The sequence below is a fragment of the Streptomyces sp. R33 genome (genome assembly GCF_041200175.1).
Taxonomy (GTDB): domain Bacteria; phylum Actinomycetota; class Actinomycetes; order Streptomycetales; family Streptomycetaceae; genus Streptomyces; species Streptomyces katrae_B.
Genome location: NZ_CP165727.1, coordinates 4,897,514 through 4,914,590, shown reverse-complemented (window position 1 = coordinate 4,914,590; position 17,077 = coordinate 4,897,514). Strand labels below are relative to the sequence as shown.

General features: G+C 73.6%; 17 protein-coding genes. 10 read left to right on the top strand and 7 right to left on the bottom strand.

The features are described 5' to 3' along the window. Positions 1-62: 62 nt before the first annotated feature. Entirely contained in the window at positions 63-446 is a 384-nt protein-coding gene (locus tag AB5J51_RS22605; RefSeq protein ID WP_030012939.1) for a cold-shock protein, read from the bottom strand. A gap of 200 nt (positions 447-646) precedes the next feature. Between AB5J51_RS22605 and AB5J51_RS22600 the strand changes: the two genes are divergently transcribed. Beyond that, complete coding sequence (locus tag AB5J51_RS22600; RefSeq protein WP_053786530.1) at positions 647-898, top strand: hypothetical protein; 252 nt, start codon at positions 647-649, stop codon at positions 896-898. Between the two features lie 53 nt (positions 899-951). Here AB5J51_RS22600 and AB5J51_RS22595 read toward each other — a convergent pair whose 3' ends face one another. Both AB5J51_RS22595 and AB5J51_RS22590 read right to left on the bottom strand, forming a co-directional pair. Continuing rightward, complete coding sequence (locus AB5J51_RS22595) at positions 952-1,596, bottom strand: HAD family hydrolase (RefSeq protein ID WP_053786531.1); 645 nt, start codon at positions 1,594-1,596, stop codon at positions 952-954. Between the two features lie 131 nt (positions 1,597-1,727). Beyond that, positions 1,728-2,723: a hypothetical protein gene (locus AB5J51_RS22590; protein WP_369778497.1), complete on the bottom strand. Its 996-nt coding sequence runs from the start codon at positions 2,721-2,723 to the stop codon at positions 1,728-1,730. Positions 2,724-2,830: 107 nt separating this feature from the next. Between AB5J51_RS22590 and AB5J51_RS22585 the strand changes: the two genes are divergently transcribed. From AB5J51_RS22585 to AB5J51_RS22575, 3 genes are all read left to right on the top strand, one after another. After that, positions 2,831-5,284 (top strand): helicase C-terminal domain-containing protein, encoded by a 2,454-nt coding sequence (locus tag AB5J51_RS22585; RefSeq protein WP_053786573.1) that lies wholly within the window; start codon positions 2,831-2,833, stop codon positions 5,282-5,284. Positions 5,285-5,325: 41 nt separating this feature from the next. Further along, positions 5,326-5,919 (top strand): DUF4291 domain-containing protein, encoded by a 594-nt coding sequence (locus tag AB5J51_RS22580; RefSeq protein ID WP_369778496.1) that lies wholly within the window; start codon positions 5,326-5,328, stop codon positions 5,917-5,919. Positions 5,920-6,225: 306 nt separating this feature from the next. Then, positions 6,226-7,497 carry an LPXTG cell wall anchor domain-containing protein gene (locus AB5J51_RS22575; protein WP_136225751.1) on the top strand — a complete coding sequence of 424 codons (1,272 nt, stop codon included), beginning with the start codon at positions 6,226-6,228 and terminating at the stop codon, positions 7,495-7,497. 56 nt (positions 7,498-7,553) lie between these two features. Here the strand turns inward: AB5J51_RS22575 and AB5J51_RS22570 are convergent, their stop codons facing one another. Next, complete coding sequence (locus AB5J51_RS22570) at positions 7,554-8,024, bottom strand: N-acetyltransferase (protein WP_369778495.1); 471 nt, start codon at positions 8,022-8,024, stop codon at positions 7,554-7,556. 164 nt (positions 8,025-8,188) lie between these two features. Here AB5J51_RS22570 and AB5J51_RS22565 point away from each other — a divergent pair, with 164 nt between their 5' ends. Beyond that, complete coding sequence (locus AB5J51_RS22565; RefSeq protein ID WP_369778494.1) at positions 8,189-9,832, top strand: DNA repair helicase XPB; 1,644 nt, start codon at positions 8,189-8,191, stop codon at positions 9,830-9,832. Positions 9,833-9,902: 70 nt separating this feature from the next. After that, a complete protein-coding gene (locus tag AB5J51_RS22560; protein WP_053786537.1) occupies positions 9,903-10,184 on the top strand; it encodes a hypothetical protein in 282 nt (93 codons plus the stop codon). On the opposite strand, the gene AB5J51_RS22555 is transcribed toward AB5J51_RS22560, so the two are convergent. Both AB5J51_RS22555 and AB5J51_RS22550 read right to left on the bottom strand, forming a co-directional pair. Next, the gene (locus tag AB5J51_RS22555; RefSeq protein ID WP_133897659.1) at positions 10,086-10,958 is read right to left on the bottom strand and encodes a glycosyltransferase family 87 protein; all 873 of its coding nucleotides are present in this window, start codon (positions 10,956-10,958) and stop codon (positions 10,086-10,088) included. The two genes, AB5J51_RS22560 and AB5J51_RS22555, sit on opposite strands and share 99 nt — an antisense overlap. Positions 10,959-11,054: 96 nt before the next feature. Beyond that, entirely contained in the window at positions 11,055-11,240 is a 186-nt protein-coding gene (locus tag AB5J51_RS22550; protein WP_053786538.1) for a hypothetical protein, read from the bottom strand. A 325-nt stretch (positions 11,241-11,565) separates the two neighbouring features. On the opposite strand from AB5J51_RS22550, the gene AB5J51_RS22545 reads away from it, so the two are divergent. Then, positions 11,566-13,674: an AAA family ATPase gene (locus AB5J51_RS22545; RefSeq protein WP_369778493.1), complete on the top strand. Its 2,109-nt coding sequence runs from the start codon at positions 11,566-11,568 to the stop codon at positions 13,672-13,674. 96 nt (positions 13,675-13,770) lie between these two features. Next, positions 13,771-14,295 (top strand): hypothetical protein, encoded by a 525-nt coding sequence (locus AB5J51_RS22540; protein ID WP_369778492.1) that lies wholly within the window; start codon positions 13,771-13,773, stop codon positions 14,293-14,295. Between the two features lie 6 nt (positions 14,296-14,301). Here the strand turns inward: AB5J51_RS22540 and AB5J51_RS22535 are convergent, their stop codons facing one another. After that, positions 14,302-15,021: a copper homeostasis protein CutC gene (locus AB5J51_RS22535; protein ID WP_369778491.1), complete on the bottom strand. Its 720-nt coding sequence runs from the start codon at positions 15,019-15,021 to the stop codon at positions 14,302-14,304. 106 nt (positions 15,022-15,127) lie between these two features. Here AB5J51_RS22535 and AB5J51_RS22530 point away from each other — a divergent pair, with 106 nt between their 5' ends. Both AB5J51_RS22530 and AB5J51_RS22525 read left to right on the top strand, forming a co-directional pair. Next, complete coding sequence (locus AB5J51_RS22530) at positions 15,128-15,769, top strand: hypothetical protein (protein ID WP_107093492.1); 642 nt, start codon at positions 15,128-15,130, stop codon at positions 15,767-15,769. Between the two features lie 76 nt (positions 15,770-15,845). Continuing rightward, positions 15,846-17,069, top strand: a complete 1,224-nt coding sequence (locus tag AB5J51_RS22525; protein WP_053786575.1) for a Cmx/CmrA family chloramphenicol efflux MFS transporter — start codon at positions 15,846-15,848, stop codon at positions 17,067-17,069. Positions 17,070-17,077 lie beyond the last annotated feature (8 nt).

Genomic DNA, 17,077 nt, shown 5'->3' with positions numbered 1-17,077 from the left:
AGGCGGGTACGACGGTGCCCCGGCCCTCTTGAGGAGGCCGGGGCACCGTCGTGCGTACGGGATCAGACGTCGAGCTGGTCGGCCACCGCGCGCAGCAGGCCGGCGATCTTCGTGCCGTGCACCTTGTCGGGGTAGCGGCCGCGCTCCAGCATCGGAGTGATGTTCTCCAGCAGGGTCGTGAGGTCCTGCACGATCGAGGCCAGCTCGTCGGGCTTGCGGCGCTGCGCGGCCGCGACGGAGGGCGCCGGGTCCAGCACCGTCACGGAAAGCGCCTGGTCACCGCGCTGTCCGGCCACGACGCCGAACTCGACGCGCTGGCCGGGCTTGAGTGCGTCGACCCCGGCCGGGAGCACCGACGAGTGGACGAAGACGTCACCGCCGTCGTCGCGGGAGAGAAAGCCGAAGCCCTTCTCACTGTTGAACCACTTGACCTTGCCGGTAGGCACGTCCGTCCTCTGTCCTTGTGCTCGTCGGGGTCCGGAACGCCGCACAGCGGCTCCGGACAACAGCGCAGCGGGTCATGGTGACCCGCCGTATCCAGGCTAGTGGGCGATCGACAGGTGACAAGACGTTCCCCGGTCCTTCGCCGGCTCTTCGCTGTCGGCTGTGCTGTCGGCTGCTTCGGCCAGGGAACTACCCTGGTGGGGTGACTGTTACTCCTCATTCCGACGAAGCGCGGCCCGGCGACGGCCTGGTGCGCGCCGGCGGCATCGTGTTCATCGTCGGGGCCGTGGCCACCCTCGCGACGATGGCCCCGCTGTTCCTGCACACGGACCCGTTCCCGTCGTACGCGTGGGCCGTGTGCATGCTGATGGGCGTCGGCTTCGCCATCTCGGCGGCGGGTGTGCTGCGCTCGGCGGCGGCCCAGCGCCGGGCCGCCCGCGCCTCCCAGGCTTGAGGCCGCGCCTGGCCCGCGCCTGGCTCAGTCCCGGCCCGGGCCCGGCCCCCGGATCAGACCTGCTGCGTGCGGACGTACTCCGCGAGCCACTGCGGCAGCGCCGTGAGGTCCGGCAGCACCACGTCCGCGCCGGCCTCGCGCAGTTCCGGCTCGGGGCACGGGCCGGTCGGGACCGCCACCGACAGCGCGCCGGCCGTACGGGCGCCGCGTACGTCGCCCACGTGGTCGCCGACGTAGACCTGCGCCCCGTACTCGCGCAGCGCGCCCGCCTTGGCCTCGGCCCACAGCCAGCCGATGACCGCGTCCGGCTCGATGCCGAGGTGCGCGAGGTGGAGCCGGGCGTTCGGCTCGTGCTTGGCCGTGACGACGATCGCGCGGCCGCCGAGCGCCTGGACGGCCTCGATCGCCTCGCGGGCGCCGGGCATCGCGGGCGTCGGCCCGATGGCGTATGTGGGATAGATCTCCCGGTACCGGTCGGCCATGGCGGGGATCTCCGCCTGCGGGAACCAGTACGCGAGCTCCTCGTCCAGCGGCGGACCGAGCCGCGTGACCGCCTCGTCCGCATCGATGAACGTGCCCGTCTCGGCGGAAAGTGCCTGGTAGGCGGCCTTGATTCCGGGGCGCGAGTCGATGAGGGTCATGTCGAGGTCGAAGCCGACGGTCAGCTGGGCGGGCACGGTGGGGGTCTCGGAGCTCATACGGCCATTGTGCCGAGCCGGGGCGGACGGCCGGGAACGTGGACTTGGCCTCGCCTTACCGGACAGTGAAATTCGGTGACGTGTCAGCGCCCCTCCCCGTGGCCCCGGAGGCGGACGAGCCGCGCAGCGCCTCAGCGGCGACGGCCGCGCCAGGCCAGGTACAGCGCTGAGGCGACGGCCGCGGCCCTGGCCAGCCAGGGCCACATGTCCTGGTAGACCCCGCCGAGGCCCTCGTCCGTGAGCGGCGCCCCCCAGCGCCCCTCGAGCCGGCCCCACAGCCACACCACCGCGCCCGCGAACACGGCCCCCGGCAGCCCGAACACGACGACCTTGCGCTCCGTCGGCCCGAGCACCCGCGAGGCGTACGCCAGCAGCCAGCCGCCGATCAGCAGCAGCCAGGACCCCGTGACGGCTCCCGCCACGAGCACGACCGCGGCCAGCAGCAGGAAGGCGTGCGGCTTCGGGCGCGGGGCGGCGGCCGCCGCGGGCGCCTTTCCCGGGTCCGCCGCGGCCGACTTGGCCTGCCGGCGCTGCTTCAGGAACCGCACGAGGCCCCGGACGCCGGACGTCCCTTCGGCGGCCGGAGCCCCGGCCGGACCCGCCGCGGGCTCCGGCTTCTCCTCTTCCGGCTTCCTGAACAGCTCCGGGATCTCCACCCCGCCCGCGAAGCCCTCCACCTGCGGCCCGGCGCCGTACGGCCCCGGGGCGACCCGCCACCAGTCGGGCTCCGCCCCGCCGTCGGAGCCGAGTTCGTCGAGCCCGGCCAGGTGCGGCGGCGCGGGCGCGCTCTGCGCCGGGCTCGGCGGCGGGACCGTCTTGCGGCGCAGCCGGCCGGGCCCCCGCTGGGTCGGCACCGCCGGCACCCGGTCGGGGGTGGCGGCGGGCGTCGCCGGGGCCGGGGAGGCGCCCACGCCGTCGAGGACCTCCTCCGGCGTACCCATCCGCTCCAGGATGCGGCGTACGGCCGCCGGGGTCTCCGGCTCGTACTTGGCGCGCCGGCGGTCGATCTCGTCCCGCAGCCCCGCCACCAGGCGCATCCGGTCCCCGGAGGACAGCTGCCGCCGCTGCGCCAAGTCCCCGACCCGGCTCAGATATTCGTAGACCAGATGGTCGCTCTCGATCCCCACGCCCGGCTCCTCCCGTACCACCACTCGAAAAGGTAGCGCGTGCGCCCGTGGAGCGGCCGAGGGCGCAGCGGATACCGTTGGCCGGATGGGGACCGGCCGACGCGACCATGGAGGCGACCGTGCCTGAGCCAAGCAGCGCTGCGGGAAGCGCCACAGCGAGCAGCGCGCCGCGCTCCCTCGCCGAGGCGCTGCGCGCCCGCGACGACGCATCCCTCGCCGCCCTGCTCCACGCCCGCCCGGACCTGCTCGGCCCGGTGCCGGGCGACATGACCCAGCTGGCGACCCGGGCCGGCACCCGGGCCTCGGTGGTCCGCGCGCTGGACCGGCTCGACCGTTTCGCGCTGCAGACCGCAGAGGCCCTCGCGGTGGCCCCGGAACCGTGCCCGTACCCGGTGCTGGAGTCGCTGCTGGCCGGCGAACAGGGCTCCACGGGCGAGGACAACGGCGCCCGCGCCGAACTCCCCCGCGCCCTGGCCACCCTCCGCGACCAGGCGCTGGTCTGGGGCGACGACGAGCGGCTCCGGCTGGTCCGCACCGCCCGCGAACTGCTCGCGCCGTCCGCCGGCCGGCCCTCTCCCACCGGCCTCGGCCCGACCGTCGCCGAGGCCACCTCCGGGATGTCGCCGACCCGGGTCCAGGAGATCGTGGCCGCCGCCGGGCTGCCCGCCACGCACGACCCGGTGTCCGCCGTGACGGCGCTGACCGGCCTGTTCGCCGACCCTGAGCGGATGTCGGCGCTGCTGGACGAGGCCCCCGCGGAGGCCCACCAGGTGCTCGGCCGGCTCGTGTGGGGGCCGCCGTACGGGGAGGTCACGCCGAACCCGACCGCGCCCGTGCGCTGGCTGCGCGACCGCGGGCTGCTGCTGCCGGCCTCGGCGCGGACCGTCGTCCTGCCCCGCGAGGTGGCGCTGCACCTGCGCGGCGGCCTCGCACACCGGGTGACGGAACCGGTGGCCCCGGCGGTACCCGCGGACCGCGAGCACCGTCCACAGCTTGTGGACGCCAATGCGGCCGGGCAGGCACTGGCGGCGCTGTCCACCGTCGAGGAGCTGGTGAAGTCCTGGGAGCACACCGGGCCGCCGGTGCTGCGGGCCGGCGGGCTGTCCGTACGCGACCTGAAGCGGACCGCGGCCACCCTGGACACCACCGAGGCGACGGCCGCGTTCTGGATCGAACTCGCCTACGCGGCCGGGCTGCTGGCCAGCGACGGGGAGGCGGACGAGCGCTACGCGCCCACCCCCGCGTTCGACGACTGGCTCGAACTCCCGCCCGCCGAGCGGTGGTCGGTCCTGGCCGCGGCCTGGCTGCCGGCCACCCGCACCGCAGGCCTGGTCGGCGATCAGGACTCCAAGGGCCGCACCCTGTCCGCGCTGGGCCCCGAACTCGACCGCTCCGCCGCCCCCGAGGTGCGCCGGCGCGTCCTCGAGCTCCTCGCCGCCCTGCCCGAGGGGGGCTCCGCCGCCCCGGACGCCCTCCTCGCCCGGCTCGACTGGGAGCGCCCCGTACGCGGGACGAGCGCGCTGCGCGCCCGCCTCGCCCAGTGGACGCTGACCGAGGCCGAGGTGCTCGGCGTCACCGGCCGCGGCGCACTCGCCGCCCACGGGCGCGCGCTCCTCGAGCACCGCGACCCGGCGCCGCTGCTGGCACCGCTGCTCCCGGAGCCCGTGGACCACGTACTGCTCCAGGCCGACCTGACGGCAGTGGCACCCGGGCCGCTGCGCCGGGCCCTCGGGGATGTGCTGGCCGTGCTCGCGGACGTGGAGTCCAAGGGCGGGGCGACCGTCTACCGCTTCACGCCCGGCTCCGTACGCCGCGCCCTGGACTCCGGGCGGACCGCCTCCGACCTGCACGCCTTCCTCGCCGAGCACAGCATCACGCCGGTCCCGCAGCCGCTGGCGTACCTGATCGACGACGTGGCCCGGCGGCACGGGCACCTGCGGGTCGGCGCGGCGTCCTCGTACGTGCGCTGCGACGACGACGGCATGCTGAACGAGATCCTGGCCGACAAGCGGTCCGCCGGGCTGGGCCTGCGGCGCCTCGCCCCGACCGTGCTGGCGGCGCAGGCCGAACCGGGAGCCCTGCTCGACGGGTTGCGGGCGATGGGTTACGCGCCGGCCGCGGAGTCCCGTACCGGCGACGTACTGGTCGCGCGGGCCGACGCCCACCGCACCCCGGCGCGTTCGGCGCCGGTGCCGGTGCCGGACGGCCCGCCGGTGCCGGACGCGACGCTGCTGGCGGCGGCCGTACGGGCCATCCGCGCGGGCGACCTGGCGGCGACGGCGGTGCGCAAGGAGCCGGCGACGACACCCGTGGTGGCGGGCGAACTTCCGCGCACGAGCGCGGCGGAGACCCTGGCCACGGTGCAGGCGGCCGCGCTGACCGGGTCGGCGGTGTGGATCGGGTACGTGAACGCGGACGGCGCGGCGAGCCAGCGGGTCATCGACCCGGTCCGGGTCGAGGGCGGCTTCGTCACCGGGTACGACCACACGGCGGACGAGGTCCGGACGTACGCGCTGCACCGGATCACGGGGGTCGCGGAACTGGCGGAGGAGCACTTGTAAAACCGCTCGCGGCGCGACGTCCCACCGAGCACCCTTGCCGCATGCAAGAAGCTCACGACAACCGGCAGATCAGGGCCGCCCACACCGGCACCACGGTGACGGTCTACCAGGCGTACGCACCCGCGCTGGGGCTGCCCGCGGCCCGCGACGGCCGGTTCCCGCCCGCCTGGAAGCGGGAGCGGATGACATGGATCAAGCCGTCGTTCCTGTGGATGATGTACCGCTGCGGCTGGGCCACCAAGGCCGACCAGGAGACGGTGCTGGCCGTCGAGATCACCCGCGAGGGCTTCGACCACGCCCTGCGCCGCGCCTGCCTGTCCCACTACGAACCCGGCACGCACACCGACCGGGAGGCCTGGCAGCAGGCCCTGCGCGACTCCCCCGCCCGCGTCCAGTGGGACCCGGAGCGCGACCTGCACCTGAACCCGCTGGCCCACCGCTCGCTCCAGCTGGGCCTGTCCGGGCCGGCCTCGCGCGCGTACGCCGACGAATGGACGGTCTCGATCCGCGACGTGACCCCGCTGGCCCGCGAGATCCACGGCCTGGTCCGCTCCGGCGACGAGGCCGCGGCGCGGGCGCTGCTGCCGCTGGAGACCCCGTATCCGGCGCCCCCGCTGGGGCACTTGGGCGCGTAGCGGATCCGCACCGCGAAAGCGGAATGCGAACCATCGTTTTCCCAGTTCAGAAGGGGTGCGAGCGTCTCCGGTTCCTGTTGCAGAGCGGTGACAGACGGGCGATGGATCGGTGATCCACGATGTGTGAAGATCAGTTCATCGCAGCAAGCGGCCGAGGAAGCAGAACCGGCGCCGGAGCGAAAACCCGCACCACCCGCCACCGGCGCTCTGCCACGGCACCTCGCACGTCCTCTTCCGTCTGCCCTGCCGGCCGCCACCGCTCTGCGCTGCTCGCCTGCCTTCGTGATTCCTTGGGGGGAGTCCACCATGTCCGCTCGCACCGCCACCCGCCGCACCCTCCGCTCCGCGGCCGCCACCGCTGTCGTCGCCGCCGTCGCCGGTACCGTCCTGATGCCGCTGTCGGCGTACGCCGCTCCGGCCGAGGACAACCACCACGCGCTGAAGATCACGATGGGCGCCCCGGTGCCGAGCGGCCCGCTGACCCGCGGCGGTGCGACGGAGACCTTCGAGCTGACGGCCACCAACACCACGGACAAGCCCAGCTCGTTCCACCCCTGGATCCTGGGCACCCCGACCGGTGCCAAGCCGCTCGAGAAGGCCGACGTGATCTTCAAGGTCGAGGGCGTGACGGCGCCGGCGACCGACTCCTTCATCGGTCAGCAGGACGGCGAGTGGCAGGGCATGTTCCACCCGGCGGGCAAGAGCGGGGAGGGCTTCGAGATCCCGGCGGGCGCCAAGCTCACCTGGAAGGTCACGATCGGCCTGACCAAGAGCTACCCGTCCATCGACGGTGACTTCGCACTGCGCGCCACGAGCTACCAGGGCGAGGTCGCGCAGGGCGGCGACGCCACCCTGGTCTTCAAGGCCGAGCAGACGGTCAAGACCCCCACCCTGGAGACCTGGTTCGACCAGATCAACCCCTGCCAGGACAAGACGCCCGAGTACCAGTGCCGCGAGATGGACCTGCGCTACCGCGCCACCGGTGAGGGCGAGTTCGGCACGGCCCTGGCCACGTACCTGGAGAACCAGGTCAAGGGGGGAACCCCCGAGGACGCCGACCTCCGCTACCAGCTGCAGGTCGACGGCCAGTGGAAGGACCTGTCGCAGAAGGACGGCTACCGTCTGCCCGACATCGCGAAGGGCTTCGGCAAGGCCTCCGGCGAGCGCAAGGTGCACCTGCGCGTCAAGGTCGGCCCCCACGCGAAGCTGACGAAGGAGACCACCGCCATCCTGTACGCGCCGGTCCGTCCGGCCGACGACAACACCTTCGCGTTCGCGACCGCCGAGGCCAGGTTCCAGATCGCCCCGGCCACCGCGACCACGTCGCCGTCGCCGACCCCGAGCAAGTCCGCCACGACGCAGCCGTCCACGAGCCCGTCGCCTTCGTCCTCGTCCTCCGCCACCGCGGTCGCCGCGGCGAACACCAACACCAAGGCCACCGGCGCCTCGGGCTCCCTGGCCAACACCGGCGCCGACTCGAACACCGGCCTGTACTCCGGCCTGGCCGCCGTCCTCGTCGCTCTCGGCGGCGGCGCAGCCTGGCTCGGCGCCCGCCGCCGCCGCGCGACGCGCGCCTGATCACCCGCACCACGGAAGGGGCCCGGCACACCAAGTGCCGGGCCCCTTCGCCGTGCTCACCGGGCGGCGTAATCGACGAATTCCGCGTCGAACGGCCACACTTCACGGAGCCATCGCGTCACGGCCTCGTACAGCACCTTGTCGAGCGGCGCCCGGTCCGCCCGTACCCAGGAGCTGACGCCCACCCGCCCCGGCGCCTCTTTCCCCGGGTAGATGTAGAGGCAGCCGATGACTTCGTCCCCCTCCAGGACGCTGTACGTGAAGCCCTTCCGGGCCGCGAAGTCCTGCGCGTGCCGTGCCAGATCGGCCAGGTTCGCATCGGCGGTCATCCCCTCGACGGGCGGCCACCCGCGCCCCTGAAACCCGGGCGTGGCCCGAACGTGCGCGATGCTCCCGCTCCAGGCGGCGAGATCGCGCGCATTGTGCGCCTCCCCGAGCGGCTCGAGCCGGAACCCGTCCCCCTCGAACCCGAGCGGCACCTCGAACGTGTCGGCTCCCGGTACGAACAGCCGCTGATCATCACTCATGCGGCGACCCTACGCAGCCCTCAGCCGTGCCGTGAGCGGCGGATCTCGCGGCGGCTCGTGCGCAGCCCGGGGGCGATGGCTGTCCCCCCAGCAGGCGGATACGGCAGACTGGAGGTTTGGCCGTCCGCGCCCGGGCAGCCACCCCACGCCGGAAAGGGACGTTTGTGAACGGGCCTCTCATCGTCCAGAGCGACAAGACACTCCTCCTCGAGGTCGACCACGAGCTCGCCGGCGCCGCGCGCCGCGCCATCGCCCCCTTCGCCGAGCTCGAGCGGGCCCCCGAGCACATCCACACGTACCGGATCACCCCGCTGGGCCTGTGGAACGCCCGGGCCGCGGGGCACGACGCCGAGCAGGTCGTCGACGCGCTCGTCGAGTTCTCCCGGTACCCCGTCCCGCACGCGCTGCTCGTCGACGTCGCCGAGACCATGGCGCGCTACGGCCGCCTCACCCTCTCCAAGCACCCCGTCCACGGGCTGGTCCTGACCAGCACCGATCGGCCGGTGCTGGAGGAGATCCTGCGGTCCAAGCGGATCACCCCGCTGGTCGGGGCCCGGCTCGACCCCGACACCGTGGCCGTGCACCCCTCCGAGCGCGGGCAGATCAAGCAGACCCTGCTGAAGCTGGGCTGGCCGGCCGAGGACCTCGCCGGGTACGTCGACGGCGAGGCGCACGCCATCGACCTCGTCGAGGACGGCTGGGCGCTGCGGCCGTACCAGCAGCAGGCCGTCGAGGGCTTCTGGCACGGCGGCTCGGGCGTGGTCGTGCTCCCCTGCGGCGCCGGCAAGACACTGGTCGGCGCCGGGGCCATGGCGAAGGCCAAGGCGACGACGCTGATCCTGGTCACGAACACCGTCTCGGCCCGGCAGTGGAAGCACGAGCTGGTCAAGCGGACCTCGCTGACGGAGGAGGAGATCGGCGAGTACTCCGGCACCCGCAAGGAGATCCGGCCGGTCACCATCGCCACGTACCAGGTCCTGACGACGAAGCGGAAGGGCGTCTACCCGCACCTGGAGCTGTTCGACTCCCGGGACTGGGGGCTGATCCTCTACGACGAGGTGCACCTGCTGCCGGCGCCGGTGTTCAAGTTCACCGCGGACCTGCAGGCGCGGCGGCGGCTCGGCCTGACCGCGACGCTGGTGCGCGAGGACGGCCGCGAGTCGGACGTGTTCTCGCTGATCGGCCCGAAGCGGTTCGACGCGCCGTGGAAGGAGATCGAGGCGCAGGGCTACATCGCCCCGGCGGACTGTGTCGAGGTCCGGATCAACCTCACCGAGACGGAGCGGCTCGCGTACGCGACCGCCGAGACGGAGGAGAAGTACCGCTTCTGCGCGACGACGGCGACGAAGCGGAAGGTCACCGAGGCGCTCGTCGCCAAGCACCGGGGCGAGCAGACGCTCGTCATCGGGCAGTACATCGACCAGCTCGACGAGCTCGGCGAGCACCTGGACGCGCCCGTCATCAAGGGCGAGACCTCGAACGCGCAGCGGGAGAAGCTCTTCGACGCCTTCCGCCAGGGCGAGATCAGCGTGCTGGTGGTGTCGAAGGTCGCGAACTTCTCCATCGACCTGCCCGAGGCCACGGTCGCGATCCAGGTGTCCGGCACGTTCGGCTCCCGCCAGGAGGAGGCCCAGCGCCTGGGCCGCGTGCTGCGCCCGAAGGCGGACGGCCACGAGGCGAGGTTCTACTCGGTCGTCGCGCGCGACACGATCGACCAGGACTTCGCGGCGCACCGCCAGCGCTTCCTCGCCGAACAGGGCTACGCCTACCGGATCATGGACGCCGACGAACTCCTGGCAACCGACTGACCGGCTCCGGGCGTGGTGCCGCGCCCGAGCACTACGCTGGGAGAGACGCACGTCCGCCAAGGAGAGACGCATGGCGCACCAGGAGATCTACGAGGTCCTCTACACGGAGTCGGCGGGCCAGGCCCGGGACCGGCTGGACCCCGCGCGCCGTGCATCCTTCGACAAGGCCATCGACATCCTGGCCCGCGACCCCTACACCGAGCTGTCCCAGCCGATAGGACCGGGCGAGCAGGATCGCGAGATCCGGCTCACCTCACAGATCGTGGCCGAGTACATGGTGTCGCGGGGGCGCCTGCTGCTCGTGGTGCTGCGGATCTTCGACGACGCGGACATCCTGCTGCCCGAGGGGTGACCTTCGTACGGGGACCAGGACGAGGCCGGGCTTCGGGGCCCGGCGGCGGCGGGTCGTCGCCGACCGGGTCAGGAGGACGAGCAGGGGGACGGACCAGACCCACAGGTGCGGCCAGTCCAGCAGCAGGGCCCGCCCGGAGGCGGCCGGGTGCCGGGCCCAGAAGTCGGCGGATGCCTGCGGGAGGACGAGCAGCCCGAGCAGGGCGGTCCCGGCGAAGGCGCCCAGCGCCGTCAGGCCGGCCCGGATCCGGCCGGTCAGCAGCAGGTACGGGACGAACAGCGCCGGGGTCAGGGTGATCCCGGCGGCCGTGCCCAGTGCGAACCCCTTGCCGAGCGCGGCGCGGGGCCGGCGCAGGTCCCACAGGACCAGGCAGGCGAGCGCCAGGTTGACCTGCCCGGCGAGCAGGCTCTGGAACAGCGGTTCCGCCCACAGCCCGGCGATGGTGGCGGCCAGGACGGGCCCGGGCCGGGCCCGCAGTCCCGCGAGGCGGCAGGACATCAGGATCAGCAGGGCGAGCAGGCCGGCGTTGCCGAGGACGAAGACGGTCTTCAGGACGCCGACGGGCAGCCAGGCGGCCGGCGTGAACAGGATCGCCGCGAATGGCGGGTAGGCGGCGGGAGGGCGCCATTCCGCGGCGCAGAACCCGGCGACGAGCCGGTCGGCGATCGGGATGCGCAGCGCGATGCACAGCACGCCGAGCACGAGGAGCGGGCCCGTGACCAGTACGCCGGCCAGGGGCGACGGCGGGGGGCTGGGACGGGTACTCCGGGTCACGCGCGTGACCCTAGTGGATCAGCGCAGGCGCTCCGCCGGTATCCGGCCAGGCCACTGCGCGCGGCGGCCGCGGCGGTCAGCGGCGGTCAGCGGCGGTCAGCGGCGTATGACGCCCGCGTCCTCGGCGTACTCGCCCAGCACGACGACGCTCACGGCGGCCGCCACGAAGACCTTCGCGGCGCGCAGGGCGTTGCCCACGACGTGGCGGGGAGGGGAGTCGGAGGTGGCGGTGGCGCCGCTAGGGCGGCCGCCCTGGATCGGGGTGAAGGTTGCGGTGCTCATGTATCCATGGTGCGTTTTCGCCCCGGATATCACATCGCCCTGCGGGTGGAACCGCAGTCCCTCCCGCCTACTCCTCCCGGCCCATGCCGCCCCCTAGTGGCTCTGCCCGAGGTCTGACACTCCCAGGTATGACACCCGTACGGACGTCCCGCCCCGGAGGGACTTACGTCCCGGTATTGCGTTCGCGTCCCGGCTGCCCGCTGACTACAATCTCCGCTCTTGCCGCCTCCCGCCGCCGTTTCGGGGAGAGCCGCCCGCCGGACGGAAACCGGCGGGCTTCGTTCCGTACCGATCCCCGTAACGATCAGCAGCTGGAGGCATCCCCGTGTCCGCGCACGCCCCCGAAACCGACAGCGACAGCGACAGCGACAGCCACGGCGACTCCGGCGCCCACCCCCTGGCCCGCGAGCAGGCCCACCTCACCGCCTCCCGCGCCGCGCTCCGCGCCATGCGCGAGGACGTCGAGGCCCTCGACATCCGCGACGTCACCGCGAACTGGGTCAACGCGATCGTCCTCCAGGCCCAGATCGACGACCGGATCAAGGCGCTGGCCGACCTCGCCCACACGCCGCTCTTCTTCGGCCGCCTCAACTACCTGCACGCACCCGGCGCGGAGCTGGCCGAGGGCGCGGAGGGCGAACAGTTCTACATCGGCCGCCGCCACGTCCACGACGCCGACGGCGACCCCATGGTCATCGACTGGCGTGCGCCCGTCTCCCAGCCGTTCTACCGGGCCTCCAAGAACGACCCGCAGGACATCGCCCTGCGCCGCCGGTTCGGCTACACGGGCGGCGAGCTCACCGCGTACGAGGACGAGCACCTCTCCGACCCCGCCGAGGCGGCCGCCGTCAGCAAGCTGCTCCAGCAGGAGATCGAGCGCCCGCGCGTCGGCCCCATGCGTGACATCGTCGCGACGATCCAGCCCGAGCAGGACGAGATCGTCCGCTCCGGCCTGTCCGGCTCGGTCTGCGTGCAGGGCGGCCCCGGCACCGGCAAGACCGCGGTCGGCCTGCACCGCGTCGCGTACCTGCTGTACGCCCACCGCGAGCGGCTCGCCCGTACCGGCACGCTCGTCATCGGGCCGAACCGGTCCTTCCTGCACTACATCGAGCAGGTCCTCCCGGCCCTGGGCGAGCTCGAGGTCAAGCAGGCCACCGTCGAGGACCTGGTGGCACGCGACGGCCTGGAGATCCGCGGCACCGACGCCGCCGCGACCGCCGTCGTCAAGGGCGACGCCCGGATGGCGCAGGTGCTGCGCCGTGCAGTCCGCTCGCACGTCAGCATGCCCGCCGAGCCGCTGATGGTGGTGCGCGGTTCGCGCCGCTGGCGGGTCCCGGCGTACGAGCTCGAGGAGATCGTGGCGGAGCTCCTCGACCGGGACATCCGCTACGGCGCCGCCCGCGACGCACTGCCGCAGCGGATCGCGCACACCGTGCTCGTACGGATGGAGCAGGCGGGCGAGGCGCCCGACGACCGCGTCCAGGACGCGGTGGCCCGGGGTGCCGCCGTGAAGGCGGCGGTCAAGGCGGTGTGGCCGGCGGTGGAGCCGGCGAAGCTGGTGCTGCGCCTGCTGTCGGACGCGCAGTTCCTGGCGGAGCACGCCGAGGGCGTCCTGTCGGAGGAGGAGCAGCAGCTCCTGCTGTGGGCCAAGCCGTTCCGGAGCGTGAAGTCGGCGAAGTGGTCGGCGGCGGACCTGGTCCTGATCGACGAGGCGGCCGACCTGGTGGAGCGCACGCACTCGCTGGGCCATGTCGTCCTCGACGAGGCGCAGGACCTGTCGCCGATGCAGTACCGGGCGGTGGGCCGGCGCTGCACGACCGGCTCGGCGACGGTCCTGGGCGACCTCGCGCAGGGCACGACCCCGTGGGCGACGCGCAGCTGGGACGAGGCCCTGGCGCACCTGGGCAAGCCGGAGGCGGCGCTGGAGGAACTGACGGCCGGCTTCCGCGTGCCGCGCGAGGTGATCGCGTACGCCTCGCGGCTGCTGCCGTCGATCTCCCCGGGGCTGGCCGCGGTCTCCTCGGTCCGCGAAACCCCGGGCTCGCTGGTCGTCACGCCGACGCCGGACCTGACGGCGTCGGTCCTGGACGCCTGCCGCGCTGCGCTGGCCCACGAGGGCTCGACCGGCCTGATCGCGGCCGACGCCCGGATCCCGGAGCTGGCCGAGGCGCTGCGCGCGGCGGAACTGCCGTATCTGGCACCGGGCGAGGAGACGACGGCGCGGGCCCGGCTGACGCTGGTGCCGGCGTCGCTGGCGAAGGGCCTCGAGTACGACTACGTGGTGCTGGACGAGCCCGCCGCGATCGTCTCCGGCGAACCCGACGAACGCACCGGCCTGCGCCGCCTCTACGTGTGCCTCACCCGTGCCGTCTCGGGTCTGCACGTCCTGCACGCCGCCGCGTTGCCGGCAGCCCTCGGGCCTGCCCTTCCGTAGCTCCGGTGGACACGGCCGGTGGGCGGCAGGACGATGGACGTGTTCACACCTCCCCGGGCCCGGTTCTTGCGTGATCCATCCGAGGAAGGACGAACGATGAAACCCCGCATTCGACTGGCCGTGCTGGCGCCTGTGCTCGTGTCCTCGCTGGCACTCGGGTCGGCACCGTTGCTGGCGGCTTCCGCGCAGGCGGCAGCGGTGCCTTCCCTGACGTGCAGCGTGAAGCAGACCCCCAACACCACGGGCAAGTACGACGTCTCGGTCACAGGAGCCCAGCCGGGGACGACCGTCACCGTCCACGGTGGCAATGCGACGCACCAGTTCAACTTCGCCACCAATGCCGACGACGACGGGAACGCCTCCACCAGCGGGTTCATCCCGGCCGGCAAGGTGACGGCCTCGAACGAGGACGACAAGGTCAGCTGCGGCACCGTCAAGCAGGCCGAACAGAAGAACGCCCAGGACCAGTACAACGCGGGCTTCCAGAGGGGTCTGTCCGAAACACTGAAGACCTGCAAGGAGAATTCCGCCAACCAGGGGTTCGCGCAACCGGACCCGAACTACGAGCGCGGCTACAACGCGGGCGTGGACAAGGCACTCAGCAGCCCCAAGTGCAAGTAGGGCTGATCACCCGTCACCGAAGCGGCCGGCGGCCGGCGGCTGCGAAAGGGCCTTACGCCACTCCGCGACCGCCGCCGCCGAGACCGGGGCGTCCCACCCCTGCGGCCGGGCCGCCCCGCCGATGTGGAAGGCGTCGATGCCCGCGGCCCGCAGCCGCGGCAGGTGCGCCAGGGTGAGGCCGCCGCCGACCATGATCCGCGCCACGTACCCCGGCTCTCCCCGGCGTGCCGCCTCGGAGATCAGGACGGGAAGACCCGCGTCGACCCCGTTGGCCGAGCCCGCCGTCAGGTAGGCGTCGAGCCCCGGCAGGTCGGCGAGGGTCTTGCGCGCCTGGTCGCGGTCCGCCGCCCGGTCAAGCGCCCGGTGGAAGGTCCAGCGGCAGCCTTCCAGCTCCGCCAGGACGGCCTCCACGGCGGCCAGGTCGGGGCTGCCGTCCGGGGTCAGGAACCCGAGGACGAACTCCTGCGCCCCCTCCGCCCGCAGCGCCCGCGCCTGCTCCACCAGCAGGTCGACCGGCCCGGCGGCGAACCCGTCCGTACGGCGGATCATCACGCGCAGCGGGATGTCGACCGCCGCGCGGATCGCCGCGAAGGTCTCGCGCGGCGGGGTGAGCCCGTCGGCCGCCATGTCGGTGACCAGCTCCAGCCGGTCCGCCCCGCCGGCCTGGGCCGCGACCGCGTCCCGGGCATCGAGGGCGATCACCTCCAGCAGCGCCTGGTTGCTCATTCGATGCCATCCTTCACATACGGAAAATAGGTCTAGTCCAATATGAAGGGTACGGGCCCGCGCCCGCGCATCACCAGCACAAACACGCCACCCCCACAATGTGCCCATGACCTCCGACCTCCGCGACCGCTGGCACGCCACCACCACCGCCGCAGGCGCCGGCCCCGACCGCGACCCCGCCCCCTACGCCGACCGTCTCCTGGCCGCCTGGGCGGAGCCCCAGCGCCGGTACCACACCACCGCGCACCTGGCCGACGTACTCGCGCGGCTCGACGTACTCGCCCCGCACGCCGCCGACCCGGCCGCCGTCGAGCTCGCCGCCTGGTTCCACGACGCCGTCTACCGCCCCGACCGCTCCGAGAACGAGGAGCGCAGCGCCGCCCTCGCCGAGCGCGCCCTGCCCGAGCTCGGCATCGACGCCGCCCGAACCGCCGAGGTGGCCCGCCTGGTCCGGCTCACCGTCACCCACGACCCGGCCCCCGGCGACACCAACGGCGAGGCGCTCTGCGATGCGGACCTGGCCGTCCTGGCGGGCGGCCCGGACGCGTACGCCGCGTACGTCGCCGCAGTCCGCGCCGAGTACGGGTTCGTCCCCGAGGACGCCTTCCGCGCCGGCCGGGCCGCCGTACTGCGCCAGCTGCTCGCGCTGCCCCGCCTCTTCCGCACCCCGTACGGCACCACGCACTGGGAGGCCCCGGCCCGCCGCAACCTGGCCGCCGAGCTCGCCGTCCTGAGCGCCGGGGAATGAGACCCGGGGAATGAGACCCGCGGCGCGGAGGTTCGCACAGAACGTGCCCCCAGCCTCCGCCGCCGCCACTGCCCGTATGCCCGTCGCCGTCTACGTCCTCGGCCTGGCCGTCTTCTCGCTCGGAACGAGCGAGTTCATGCTGTCCGGGCTGCTGCCGCCCATCGCCGAGGACATGGGCGTCACCATCCCGCAGGCGGGCCTGCTGATATCGGCCTTCGCGATCGGCATGGTCGTCGGGGCCCCGCTGCTGGCGGTGGCCACGCTGCGGCTCCCGCGCCGCACCACCCTCATCGCGCTCATCAGCCTCTTCGGCCTTGGGCAGGTGGCGGGCGCGCTGGCCCCCTCGTACGAACTCCTCTTCGCGTCCCGCATCGTCTCCGCGCTCGCCTGCGCCGGCTTCTGGGCGGTCGGCGCGGCCGTCGCCATCGCGATGGTGGACAAGGACCAGCGGGCCCGCGCCATGGCCGTCATGATCGGCGGCCTGTCCATCGCCAACGTCCTCGGCGTCCCCGCCGGCGCCTTCCTCGGGGAGCACCTGGGCTGGCGTTCCGCGTTCTGGTCGGTCGGCGCGGCCTCGGCTGTGGCCCTCGTCGGCATCCTGGCGCTGATCCCGGACATCCCGCCGCCCGCGGTACGACCCACCCTGGCGCGGGAGCTGCGCATCTACCGCGACCGGCAGGTGTGGCTGTCCATCGGCGTCACGGCCCTGGCCGCGGGCGGGGTCTTCTGCGCGTTCAGCTACCTGTCCCCGCTGCTGACGGAGGTCGCCGGGCTGGATGCGGACCGGGTGCCGTGGGTGCTGGCGCTGTTCGGGGTCGGCGCGCTCGTCGGCACGACGATCGGCGGGCGGGTCGCGGATGCGCACCTGTTCGGGGTGATGCTGTGGGGCATCGCAGCATCCACGGTCTTCCTCGTCGCCCTGGCCCTGCTGGCGTCGGCGGCGGTGGCGACGGTGGGGCTGTCGTTCCTGCTCGGCGTCTCGGCGTTCTTCACGGCGCCGGCGCTCAACGCCCGCATGTTCAACGTCGCGGGCGCGGCCCCGACCCTGGCCGGAGCCACCACGACGGCGGCGTTCAACCTGGGCAACACGGGCGGCCCCTGGCTCGGCGGCACGGTGATCGACGCCGACTACGGCTTCGCCGCCACCGCCTGGGCGGGCGCCGCGATGACGGTCACGGCGATGGCCCTGACCGCGATCGCCCTGCGCCTCCACCACCGCACCCCGCCCGCCCCGACCCGGGTGATCGCCTCGTCGGGAGCAACCGCACCGGCCTCGGCCGCACAACCCGCCGCGCACTGACCCCGGCT